11 protein-coding genes are annotated in these 12003 nt (G+C 69.1%); 2 read left to right on the top strand and 9 right to left on the bottom strand.

Annotation, left to right across the window (positions count from 1 at the left end; translation table 11 throughout):
- Nucleotides 1–104: 104 nt before the first annotated feature.
- The 9 genes from Tfont_RS13600 to Tfont_RS13560 form a co-directional block, all read right to left on the bottom strand.
- On the bottom strand, nt 105–2912 hold the full coding sequence (locus tag Tfont_RS13600) for a retention module-containing protein (RefSeq protein WP_143969834.1): 2808 nt from the start codon (nt 2910–2912) through the stop codon (nt 105–107).
- A 103-nt stretch (nt 2913–3015) separates the two neighbouring features.
- Nucleotides 3016–3279 (bottom strand): hypothetical protein, encoded by a 264-nt coding sequence (locus tag Tfont_RS13595; protein WP_260682403.1) that lies wholly within the window; start codon nt 3277–3279, stop codon nt 3016–3018.
- Nucleotides 3276–3959, bottom strand: coding sequence for a response regulator transcription factor (locus Tfont_RS13590; RefSeq protein ID WP_260682402.1), 684 nt, complete (start codon nt 3957–3959; stop codon nt 3276–3278). The genes Tfont_RS13595 and Tfont_RS13590 overlap by 4 nt, the downstream gene beginning before the upstream one ends.
- A gap of 18 nt (nt 3960–3977) precedes the next feature.
- A complete protein-coding gene (locus Tfont_RS13585; protein WP_143969833.1) occupies nt 3978–5405 on the bottom strand; it encodes an HlyD family type I secretion periplasmic adaptor subunit in 1428 nt (475 codons plus the stop codon).
- A complete protein-coding gene (locus tag Tfont_RS13580) occupies nt 5402–7570 on the bottom strand; it encodes a type I secretion system permease/ATPase (protein WP_143969832.1) in 2169 nt (722 codons plus the stop codon). Before Tfont_RS13580 ends, Tfont_RS13585 begins: the two co-directional genes overlap by 4 nt.
- Before the next feature lie 139 nt (nt 7571–7709).
- On the bottom strand, nt 7710–9437 hold the full coding sequence (gene ptsP / locus Tfont_RS13575; protein ID WP_143969831.1) for a phosphoenolpyruvate--protein phosphotransferase: 1728 nt from the start codon (nt 9435–9437) through the stop codon (nt 7710–7712).
- Complete coding sequence (locus Tfont_RS13570; RefSeq protein WP_068606834.1) at nt 9434–9703, bottom strand: HPr family phosphocarrier protein; 270 nt, start codon at nt 9701–9703, stop codon at nt 9434–9436. Before Tfont_RS13570 ends, ptsP begins: the two co-directional genes overlap by 4 nt.
- A complete protein-coding gene (locus Tfont_RS13565; protein WP_143969830.1) occupies nt 9672–10118 on the bottom strand; it encodes a PTS sugar transporter subunit IIA in 447 nt (148 codons plus the stop codon). The genes Tfont_RS13570 and Tfont_RS13565 overlap by 32 nt, the downstream gene beginning before the upstream one ends.
- A gap of 8 nt (nt 10119–10126) precedes the next feature.
- Entirely contained in the window at nt 10127–10732 is a 606-nt protein-coding gene (locus Tfont_RS13560; protein ID WP_143969829.1) for a hypothetical protein, read from the bottom strand.
- 33 nt (nt 10733–10765) lie between these two features.
- On the opposite strand from Tfont_RS13560, the gene Tfont_RS13555 reads away from it, so the two are divergent.
- On the top strand, nt 10766–11203 hold the full coding sequence (locus Tfont_RS13555) for a thioredoxin domain-containing protein (protein WP_143969828.1): 438 nt from the start codon (nt 10766–10768) through the stop codon (nt 11201–11203).
- Between the two features lie 72 nt (nt 11204–11275).
- The gene (locus Tfont_RS13550) at nt 11276–11860 is read left to right on the top strand and encodes a hypothetical protein (RefSeq protein WP_143969827.1); all 585 of its coding nucleotides are present in this window, start codon (nt 11276–11278) and stop codon (nt 11858–11860) included.
- Nucleotides 11861–12003: the final 143 nt, after the last annotated feature.

Raw genomic sequence — 12003 nt, 5'->3', positions numbered from 1 at the left:
GGCAGGCAAACATCGAAAAACTCCCAGAAAACGGCGCATCAGACCATCAACTCTGGGGGAAATTGTACTCGCAAACAGACAATAACACAAGAAAAATCATGAGGTTATGAATATTTCAGGGACGACTGGATACGGTCGCCGTCCTTGTCTTGACCCACCAGCGTGATGGTGCTGAGGGCAAGCCAGTCCTCTGCAGCCTGCATCGCAGCATCGCGGCCGGCCTTGTCCAGCCCGTACAAATCCGTGTGGGTAGCCGAACCGTGCTGCAACGCGCCCACGACTTCGAGCGTGTATTTGCCCGCATCAGAGCCTGTGGCCTGAATGGTCAAAATGGCGCCGACCGGGTCCGAGCTGCCGGACGGCAACGCCTTGCCATCGACGCCAAACCGCACGGTGATGACCCCACCGGCGGGGTCGTAATCCGTTCCACCCACGGTGGCCTTGGCCACTCCGCCAAAGGTGTCAGCGCCCCAGTGGATGACGCCTTCCTTGATCGTGCCACCGCCCTGAGTGCCCAGCCCGTCGGCTTCGTTGTTGCCGACGACATTGCCCTTCGCGTCCTTGACGGACTCCTCTTCCAGATCGAGCCGCTGCAGGCCGACGGGCTTTTCATCTGCGCCAAGGATCAACTTCGGCACGTCGTCTCCAAACACCAGCCGACCCCCAAGGTCAAAGGTGTTTTCCGCCGTGTCCATATCCCCGTCCGTGGCCTTGGCCACCACACTGATCGCCCCAGCAGCCAGCGCTTGGAGTTCGTCCGCCCCTCCCGCTGCCCCGTCCGGCACCGCGTGCTTGATCGCCCCCACTTGGTCAAACGTCACCACGCCCGTCTTGTCGTCAATGCTCAGCGTGAAGATGACGTTGCCTTCTGCGTCTCGGCCTTGGACCACTCCACCGGCGCCCGGGTACAGCTTGATCTCGCTGTCCGTCAGCGTCGCCTTCAGACCCGTGCCGGCACCTTCCTCAAAGCGCAGCCCATAGCGCATGCCGTCGGCCACCCGCTCGGCCTCCGCCCCTTCGCCCACCAGCACCATCTTCGGACCGTCCGCCCCAAAGATCACCTGGAAGGCCGCCTTGAACTCCCCACTCGTCGGGTCTTCCTCCGGCCCGTTGCCCGCCGCCGTGCCCGCATCCGTTTGCTGCAGCACCGGCAACTCCGCTTCTTCCTCCAGCTTGACCAGCGGCACGTCGTCTCCAAACACCAGTCGACCCCCAAGGTCAAAGGTGTTTTCCGCCGTGTCCATATCCCCGTCCGTGGCCTTGGCCACCACACTGATCGCCCCAGCAGCCAGCGCTTGGAGTTCGTCCGCCCCTCCCGCTGCCCCGTCCGGCACCGCGTGCTTGATCGCCCCCACTTGGTCAAACGTCACCACGCCCGTCTTGTCGTCAATGCTCAGCGTGAAGATGACGTTGCCTTCTGCGTCTCGGCCTTGGACCACTCCACCGGCGCCCGGGTACAGCTTGATCTCGCTGTCCGTCAGCGTCGCCTTCAGACCCGTGCCGGCACCTTCCTCAAAGCGCAGCCCATAGCGCATGCCGTCGGCCACCCGCTCGGCCTCCGCCCCTTCGCCCACCAGCACCATCTTCGGACCGTCCGCCCCAAAGATCACCTGGAAGGCCGCCTTGAACTCCCCACTCGTCGGGTCTTCCTCCGGCCCGTTGCCCGCCGCCGTGCCCGCATCCGTTTGCTGCAGCACCGGCAACTCCGCTTCTTGGACCCGATCGACGGATGGCCCGTCGTCGGTAATGGTGATGCGAATTTCGGACGACACATTCCCGGAACCGGAAATCGCCTGCATGGGAAAACTTTCCGGCAAGGTGTCATCGTCGTAACGACCGTCATCGCCGCCACCTGCTTCGCGTTTATCGTGATTGACTGCGCCACTGAGCTCGTAGCTGAAGGTGTAGTTGCCTCCAGAAACGGTTACCGTCAATCGTCCGTACTGCCCCTCGACAACGCCGCCACTGGTGACATCCACCCACTTCCCGTCTTTGTCCTGGATCTGCAAGCGCTCGTTACCAGAATTTCCAGGCGTGTAGACGATGGTCCCCGTGATGCTGTCGAAACTTTCGCTTGCTTGGGTCCCTTGGTTGTTTTGCCCAGACTGGCCATTCAGTGAGCTTTCGTGGACAGTACCCGCTCCGGGCCCCAGCACAGGCTGAACAGGGGCCGGGGTGACCGGCGGCTCGCTGACAGGGGGCTGGGTCACTGGAGGCTGAGTGGCCGGCGGTTCGGTCGCAGGCGGTTCGGTCGCAGGCGGTTCGGTCGCAGGCGGTTCGGTCGCAGGCGGTTCGGTCGCAGGCGGTTCGGTCGCAGGCGGTTCGGTCGCAGGCGGTTCGGTCGCAGGCGGTTCGGTCGCAGGCGGTTCGGTCGCAGGCGGTTCGGTCGCAGGCGGTTCGGTCGCAGGCGGTTCCGTGGCCGGCGGTTCGGTCGCAGGCGGTACGTCCGCCGTCAACAGCGGCGCATCGATGGGGCCTTCCGGGTTGAATTGGTAGTCGTACGCCAGGGGGTCGACGCCCTCGGTGATACGCAGCAGCCGCACGAAGCTGCTGCCGTCGCCACCGGTGCCGCCAGCGGCGCCCGCAGCCGCGGCTTCGAGTTCTTGCGTCAGGTCGCCGCCCTGCTCGAGGATCTGGGTGATCTGTTCGACCGTCTGCGGCTGCACGGCCGCATCGGCCGAGGTGGGGGTGGCATCGGTCTGGACCAGCGTTTCGTCGACGCGAACCGCCTGCGCCGGCCCCATCGCCAGGATTTGCCCATCGTCCATCAGCAGCTCGACGCGGGCACCGGCGGCGGTGCGCAGGGTTTCGCCCTTTTGCACGACGTCACCGACTTTGGCCGCGCGTGCGGTGCCGTCGGGCCCGACGATGACGGCGTTGCCGTTGAGCGAGAGGATGGTGGCTTTGGCCATGGTGCACTCCTGAGCGTAGAAAGACGTTGGCCACAGCTTACGCCGGGGGGCGGGCTGCGGCCATTGGACTTAAGTCCAGTTTTGATACTGTCGATGACGCGGATCAAATCAGCCCGGAATCCCCGTCGTCCAGCAGTTGCAGCCGCCGGCTGAGGGCGGCGCGGGTCTGGCGGCGTTGCAGCAGCTTGGCCTGGGCCTCGGCCGGGAAGTCTGTGAACTGGATGACGCCGCGGGCAATGAGGATGTCGATCAGGTCTTCGGTGATGCGCGCCAGCTCCTGGTCGGTGCTGGCGAGCAGGTGCCGGGCCCGCTCCGGCGAGGGGGCGCCGGCCGCATCCGGGGTATCGGGGGCGTCGGCAGGGCTCATGGGCGGGCCTCGGTCGGGGCGGGGGTGCCGTCGGGCGCGGTCGCCGCTTCGCCGCCGGACAGACGCAGCGCCAGTTGCAACCGATCGCGCACGCCGAGCTTGTCGAACACGCTGCCCAGGTGGGCCTTGACGGTGCGCTCGCTGATGCAGAGCTGGTCGGCCACCTCGCGGTTGGACTTGCCGGCCGCGACGGCCCGCGCGACCTGGGCTTCGCGCTCGGAGAGGACGGACAAGTCGGCCACGGTGCGCGGTGCCGCCGGCGTTTGGTCGAGGACCTGACGCGTCGCGGACAGCAGCCGCTGAACCAGCTCCGGCCCCACCCACAAGCCGCCGTGGCGGACGACGTGCTCCACCTCGCGCAGAACGGCGGGGACGGCCAGGAGGTGGACATACCCGCGCGCGCCGGCGTCCAGTGCGCGCAGGCCCTCGGCGTCGTTGGGCACGGGGCTGAGCACGACGACGGGGGCCGCCCCCTGGATGTGCTGCAAACGGCGCACGCAATCCAGCCACTCCGGGTGGGTGACGGGCAACCACACGGTATCGGCCGCCCGCACCGTGCCCTGCAGCGTGGACCAGGTAGACCACTGCCCGTCGGGGAAGGCCTGCAGCCAGCGCTCGGGGGGCATCACGGGCGCGGCTCCGGGGGCACCGGCGGTGACGAGAAAATGTCGCTTGCTCACGTCCGTGGTCCTCCGGGTTCAGCGCTCGGACAGGGCATTGGCTTTGGCGCGCAGCACCGGCTTGAGCAGATAGGCCAGCACCGTCTTCTTGCCGGTCAGGATGTCGACCTGCGCCACCATGCCTGGGATGATGGGCAAGCCCTCGCCCAGGCTGGCCTGCCGCGTGCGCAGCCGGACCAGGTAGTAGGCGTTGCCCTTGTCATCGACGACCGAGTCGGCGCCGATGCTCTCGACGTCTGCCCGCAACCCGCCGTAGATGGCGAAGTCGTAGGCGGTGAACTTGACCATGGCCTCCAGCCCCGGCCGCAGAAAGGCGATGTCCTTGGGCGCGATGCGCGCCTCCAGGATCAGCGCGTCGTCCAGGGGGACGATTTCCACCACTTCGCGTCCGGGCTGCACGACGGCGCCGACGGTGTTGACATGCAGCCGCTTGACGGTACCGCGCACCGGCGACTTGAGGTCGGCCTTGAGCACCTTGTCCTCCAGCGCGCGGCCGCCCTCGGCCATGGCGGACAGGCGGCTGAGGGTGTCGGACAACTCCGCGCTCATCTGGCTGCGGGCATTGAGCTGCACCTCTTCGATGCGGCGCTGGGCCTCGGCGATGGCCGCCTGGATGCGGGAAATCTGCGCGGTCGTTTGATCGCGCTCGCCGCGGAGGCGGGCCACGTCGCGCTCCAGGCGCAGGACTTCGACCTCGGAGACGGCGCCGCTGCGCACCATGGGGCGGGTGGCTTCCAGCTCGCGCTGGGTGAGCTCGAGGCTGCGTTCGGCCTGCTCCTTGCGGGCGCGGGCTTCGTTGAGCTCCTGCTGGCGCTGGCCCAGTTGGCTTTGGGTGATGCCGATCTGGGCGGACATCTCGGCCCGTTTGGCGTCGTAGGCGGCGCGTTCCTGCGCCACGAACTGCGGCGCGTTGCGCTGCAATTCGGGCGAGGGCGTGAACGGCCGCCCCTGGATGAGGGCCTGCAGCCGCTCGGCCTTGGCCTGCAGCGCCAGCTGCATGGTGCGGCTCTCGCCCAGGTTGGAGACGAAGCGCGTCGGGTCCACGCGCAACAACAACTGCCCCGCCTGCACGAGCTGCCCCTCGCGCACCAGAATCTCGTCGACCACGCCACCATCGACGCTTTGCACGATCTGCACCTGGCTGGTGGGCACGACCCGGGCTTCGCCGCGGGTGACTTCGTCGATCTCGGCAAAGGCGGCCCAGACGATCATCAGCACGACGACCACGGCGGCGATGCGCACCAGGTAACGCGCGCGCAGCGGCTCCTGCTGGAGCTGCGCCCAGTCCGCGTCCGTGGCCCAGTCCAGCGACTCGCGGTCGATGTCCGGGGGCAAGTCCCCGCCCAGGCGCTCGACCACGCCACCAAACAGGGTGCGCCCCAGCCGGCTGCCGCCCGACGTCAGGCGGCCGAAGCGCTCGAATCCCTTGGCGCCCATCTCGCTCATGGCGCAGCCTTTCCGATGCGGCCCTGGCGCAGCGCCAGAATGACCTGCTCCTTGGGACCGTCCGCGACGATGCGGCCCGCATCCATGACGATGATGCGATCGACCAGGTCGAGCAGCGAGGTGCGGTGGCTGACCAGCACGACCGTCTTGCCCGGGACGAAACGGCGCAACCGGGCCTTGACCGTTTCCTCGCTGGAGTGGTCCATGGAGGCCGTGGGCTCGTCGAGCAGCAGGATGGACGGGTCGTGGATGACCGCGCGAGCGATCGCCACACCCTGGCGCTGCCCGCCGGAGAGGGAGTCGCCCCGCTCGCCGATGACCATCTCGAAGCCCTGCGGGTGGGCGTTGACGAATTCGGTGATGCCGGCGATGGTGGCGGCCTTGAGCAGATCTTCGTCGTCGGCCAGCGGCGCGCCCAGCGTGATGTTCTCGCGCAGCGAACCGTAGAACAGCATCACGTCCTGCTGCACATAGCCGATGTGGCGACGCAGCTCGGCCGGGTCGAGCTGGCGCGTGTCCACGCCATCGATGAGCACGGCCCCGCCGGTGGGCCGGTACAGGCCGAGGATGAGCTTTTGCACCGTGGTCTTGCCCGAGCCGACGCGGCCCAGGATGGCCACCCGCTCGCCCGGCTGGATGCGAAAGCTGACGTTGCGCAGGGCGCCGTTTTGCTGACCCGGGTAGGCGAACGAGACGTCGCGGAACTCGATCTCGCCCTCGAAATGCCCGCGGGTGACGAAGTGCGCATCGTCGGGACGCTCGACCTCGCGCTGCATCATCTGGTCGAGGGAATCGAGCGACGTGCGCGCCGTGTGGTACTGCACCAGCAGGCCCGCGACCTGCCCGATCGGTGCCATGGCGCGCGAGGCCAGCATGGTACAGGCGATCAGGCCGCCCATCGACAGTTGGCGCTCGCCGATCAGGTAGACGCCCAGCATGACCATCGCCACGTTGACCGTCTGCTGGATCATGGACGAGGTGTTGGTGGCGCTGTTGGACAGCAGGCGCAGCTGGGCACCCACGCGCGCCAGCAGGGCGGCGCTCTGTTCCCACTTGCGCTGCAGGGGGGACTCGGCCGCCAGCGCCTTGACCGTCTCGAACCCCACCAGCGCCTCCACCAGCGTGGCGTTGCGCTGGGCGCCGGCGCGGTAGGTGGTTTCGGCCAGCTCGTGCATGCGCTGCTGCACGCCCAGGGCATAGAGCAGCATCAGCACCGCCCCCAGCACCAGGGGGATGAGCATCGGCGGCGCGATCCAGGCGATCACGGCAAAAAAGATCAGCGCATACGGCAGGTCGATGAAAGCGATGACCGTGGCCGAGCCGATGAAGTCGCGCACCGACTCGAACGCCCGCAGGTTGGCCGCGAACGAGCCGGCCGAGGCGGGGCGTTGCTCCATGCGCATGCCCAGCACCCGCTCCATGATGAAGGCGGAGAGCTTGACGTCCGCGCGGCTGCTGGCCAGATCGACGAAGCGCCCGCGCAGGGTGCGCAGCACCAAATCGCCCAGCAGCACGACCACCACCCCCGCCGCGAGCACCCACAGCGTGTCGAACGCCTGGTTGGGCACCACGCGGTCGTAGACGTTCATGGTGAACAGGGGCATGGCCACCGCGAACAGGTTGGTCAGAAAGGCGGCCAGCAGCACGTCGCGGTAGAGGGCGGCGTTTTCGGCAATCACGCCCCAGAACCAGTGGCCCCGGCGCACGCCGCGCACGATGGGCGAGCGCGCGTCGAAATGCTGGCGCGGCCGCACATAGAACGCGCGGCCGCTGTAGCGCGCTTCCAGCTCGGCCAGCGGCATGTCGACCGGGGCATCGCCCAGTTCCGGGAACACGACCCGGCAGCGGCTGCCGTCCTCCGAGCGCTCGAGCAACACGCAGGCGTCGCGCTCCTGCAGCAGCAGGACGGCGGGCAGCAACTCGGTGCGCAACCGGGTGATGGGCTGGCGCACGACCTTGCTGCTCAGGCCCAGGCGGTGGGCGGCGCGGTCGAACAGGCTGGGGGTCAGATGCCCGTTGACGGTGGGCAGGCCCGCCACGGCGCCTTCGGGGTTGGCGGCCAGCCCATGCGACCGGGCCACGATGAGCAGGCAGGCCAGCAGGGGATCGTCCCCCGCCACCGGCGCTGCGGAGGGCGCAGCCGGCTCACTGGGTGCCGCGCTCATGCACACGCTCCAATCGACATCGAACGCCCCTTCGATCTGGTGATGGATCCCCTGCGCCCCAGCCGCCCACAGGCCGTCTGACAGGGAAAGCCGATCACCCCCCCAGGCCGCGCATTGCTAAAAATGAGTATAGCGCCGTTCAGTCCGCCAGCAGCAGGGCCGGCTCGTCGCTGGCGATGACATTTTGCGCCCAGGCGCGCAGCTTGCGCGTGTCGCTGCGCAGCACCTGTTGCTTGACGGCCAGGATTTGCGTCGGATGCATGGAAAAGCTGCGCAAGCCCAGCCCCAGCAACAGACGGGTCATGGTGACGTCGCCGGCCATTTCCCCGCAGACGCTGACGGGCTTGCCCGCCTCGCGGCAGGCGGCAATGGTGTCGGCGACCATGCGCAGCACCGCCGGGTGCAGGGGGTCGTACAGATGGGCCACCGTTTCGTCCACCCGGTCGATGGCCAGGGCGTACTGGATCAGGTCGTTGGTGCCGATGGACAGGTAATCGAAGTGGCGCACGAACAGCCGCACCGCCAGCGCGGCGGCCGGCACCTCGATCATGGCCCCCAGGCGCACGGGGCCATAGACCGCCCCGCGCCGGTCGAGCTGCTCGCGCGCCTTGGCCAGCATGGCCTGCACCTGGCGAATCTCGCCCAAGTGGGCCAGCATCGGGATCAGGACGTTGACCTTGCCGTGCGCCGCCGCCCGCAGGATGGCGCGCAACTGGGTCAGGAACATGGCCGGCTCGGCCAGACTCCAGCGGATCGCCCGCAGCCCCAGCGCGGGGTTGAGGTGTTCGTCGCGCCGATGGTGGTCCAGCGGCTTGTCGGCGCCCACGTCGACCGTGCGGATGGTGACCGGCAAGCCGTGCATGCCCTCGACGGCGCGGCGGTAGGCGTCGTACTGCTCCTCCTCGTCCGGCAACTTGCCGCCGCGCCCCATGAACAGGAACTCGGTGCGGAACAGCCCGACGCCGACCGCCCCCACGGACAGGGCCGGCAAGGTGTCCTCCGGCTGCTCGATGTTGGCCAGCAGCTCGATGCGCTCGCCATCGAGCGTGACGGCCGGGGTGTTCTTGATGCGCGCCAGCCGCTCGCGCTCGATGACCCCCTGGCGCTGCTTGTAGCCGTACTCGGCCAGCACCATGGACGTGGGATTGACGATGAGCACGCCCGCATCGCCATCGACGATGACCCAGTCGTCCTGCCGCACGAGCTGGCTGGCGTTGCGCGCCCCCACCACCGCCGGAATGTCCAGACTGCGCGCGACGATGGCGGTGTGGCTGGTCTTGCCGCCCACGTCGGTGACGAAGCCGGCAAAGACGCTTTGCTTGAACTGCAGCATGTCCGCCGGGGCGAGGTCGTGCGCCACCAGCACGAGCGGCTGCGTCTCCACCCCGGGGGCGGGCGCGGCCGTGACGGGCGAGGCCACCCCGCGCATGACGCGCAGCATGCGCTCGACCACCTGCTCCAGATCCGCCTTGCGCTCGCGTAGGTAGGGGTCCTCCATCTCGTCGAACTGCTTGGCCACCAGCTCCAGCTGCGCCGTCAGCGCCCATTCGGCGTTGTAGTGGCGCTCGATCACCCAGTGCTTGACGCCGTCCTGCAGGTGCTCGTCCTGCAGCAGCATCAGGTGCACCTCCAGCAGGGCGGCCAGCTCGGTATGGGCCTCCACCCCGTCGTGCACCAGGCCCTGGCGCAGGCGGGCGATTTCCTCCGCGACGGCGTCGCGGGCCTGCCGCAGGCGGGCCAGCTCCGCCTCGGCCTGATCGGGCGCGATGAAGTAATGCGCCACGTCCAGGCGGCTGGAGGCGACCAGCACCGCCCGGCCGATCGCCACGCCGCGCGAGACGGCCTGCCCGTGCAGCGTGAAGGTCATTCGCCCTCCCCGAACTTGTCGTCGATCAGCGCGACGATGGCGTCCATGGCCGCCTGTTCGTCGGGGCCGTCGGTCTCGATGTCCACCGTGGCGCCCAACCCGGCGGCCAGCATCATCACCCCCATGATGCTCTTGGCGTTGACACGCCGGCCGTTGCGGCTGAGCCACACCTCGGACGCAAATCCCCCCGCCAGCTTGGTGAGCTTGGCCGATGCGCGGGCGTGCAGCCCGAGCTTATTGCTGATGGTCACGGTGCGTTGGATCATGGGTGGGCCTGCGGAATTGGTTCTGCGGCGCGGTGGGGGCCAGCGGCATCACACCCTGGGTGCCCCCCAGCGTGGCGCGCGACACCAGGGTGTCGATGGGCTCGTGGCGATAGGTGACGGCGCGCAGCAGCATGGGCAGGTTGACCCCCGTAACCAGGCGCGTGTGGGCGCCATCGAGCAATTGCGTGGCGATGTTGCAGGGCGTCGCGCCAAAGATGTCGGTCAGCACCAGGGTGTCGTCCGCGCCGTGCAGTGCCATCATGCGGCGGGCCTGCGCCAGCGTCTCCTCCGGGGCCTGGTGCGGCGGCACATCCAGCGCATCGACGGCCTGGTGCGCATCCGGAAAGACGTGCAGCACGCACTGCCGCAACGCGGAGGCCAGGGGTGCGTGGGCGATGACGAGGATGGCGTTCACAGCAAAAATTATCCGCCCGATCCGCGCAGGGCGAGCCCCCCGAAGTAGGTTTCGTGGGCGTCGGGCGACAGGCCGGGGCCGTAGAGCGCCACCTGGGCCAGCCAGCGGCCGTCGCTGGCCCAGTGCAACTCCGCCTGCACCGGCGCACCCGCGGGGGTGCGCCCCGGGCCGCGCCAGCAGCGCTGCACGGTGGCCCCGCGCGTGACACAGGGCACGGCCGCCCAGCCAGGCGGCACGCCATCCGGCCCCGGCTGCAGTTGCAGGGTGGCCCAACTGGCGCGCTGCCAGTCGTCGATCCAGCCGGCAGGCCCCTCGCCCGCGGGCCAGGCGTCGGGCAGGCGCACCGCCGCCACGGCAAAGGTGTGGCCCGCCGCTTCGCAACTCAGCATGTGCAGCGTCACCAGCGGCTGTTGCGGGCCGCGCAAGGGCACGTCGCGCGTGGCGCGCTCGGGCTTGCAGGGCAGCACCGCCGTCAGCGGCGTGGCCTCTTGCCGCACGGTGCGCCAGTCGAGCGCCGGGCTGCACGCCGACGCCAGCAGGGCCGTGAGCAACGCCACCGCGGCCCACGGCAGGCGGGCGATGGCGGGGCGCGGGAAAGCGGGGCACAATGCCATACCGACCATCGTACCGCAGCCCCCGACGCCTCCATGAGCACGCCCGCCGCCGCCCCAGCCCGCCCCCCCGCCGCGCTGCCGGTGCCAGCGTCGCTGCAGACGGCGGCCCAGGCGGCCGTCGCGCAGAAAGAGCCGCTCGTGGTGATGGTGACGCTGGCGGGCTGTGCCTTTTGCGAGGTGGTGCGCAACCACTATTTGGGGCCCATGCTGCAGCGCGGCGAAATCCACGCCGTGCAGATCGACATGCTGGATCGCCGCACGCCGTTGCTGGACCTGCAGGGGCGATCCACCACGGGCTATGACCAGGCGCGGGCCTGGCGCGTGCGCGTGGCCCCGACCGTGCTGTTTCTGGACGAGCGCGGGCGCGAGCTGGCCGAGCGGCTGGAAGGCATCGGCGTCGCCGACTTTTACGGCCCCTACCTGGACGAGCGGCTGCGAACGGCCCGCGCGCAATTGGGCCAGCGGCGCTGAGGGACACGGCGGCTGCGGCACAATGGCAGGCACCACTGCCCGACGCCTCGCGTGACGCCCCGCGACCGCGCCATGTCCGCCCCCAACGCCCCTTCATCCCCCCCATGGCTGCTGCGGCCGGGTGTCGCGCTGATGCGGCGCCTGGACATGCGCCTCAAGCTCATCGGCCTGACCCTGGTGCTGATGGTGCCGTCGGTGGTCATCGGCTCGATGCTGCTGCACGGCATCGCAACGGACTGGCGCTACACGGCGGGCGAGCGGGCGGGCCTGCAGGGCATCCGCGCCCTCAGCACCGTGGCCGACCACCTGCAGGATCTGCGCGACGCCACCCACCGCCACACGGCCGATGGAAATGCTGCGGCCGGCCAGGCGCGCGATGCCGCGGCCATGGCCCTGAGGGGTGCGCTGGCGGCCGTGGCACCGCTGGCCGAGGCCAACCCCGGCTGGGGTTGGGAGCGGGCGCTGCCCGCCGTCGAGCGCGCGCTGACCGCCGATCCCCCGGCGGCGCATGCCACCACCTTCGAGCGCAACGGCAAGGCGGTGCAGGGCGTGCTGGACGCGATGGACCGCATCGGCGAGGTGTCGGGCCTGCTGCTCGACCCGCAGGCGCGCACCTACTTTTTGATGGACCTGACCTTGACATCCTCCCCCGCCTAAAGTCGGGGGATTCCTACGGCGCTCACCCCGGCATCGAGCCGGAATGAGTCGCTTCGGTGGGTTCCTGCTGCTGGCGGCATGACTGCACCGCTCACTTCACAGGCGCAACGGGCGTGTCCCGCCCTGAGTATGTTGATCGCGCC

Source organism: Tepidimonas fonticaldi (genome assembly GCF_007556755.1).
GTDB classification, from domain to species: Bacteria; Pseudomonadota; Gammaproteobacteria; order Burkholderiales; family Burkholderiaceae_C; genus Tepidimonas; species Tepidimonas fonticaldi.
The sequence above is the reverse complement of the archived record's forward strand: the minus strand, read 5'-3'. Positions and strand labels throughout refer to the sequence as shown.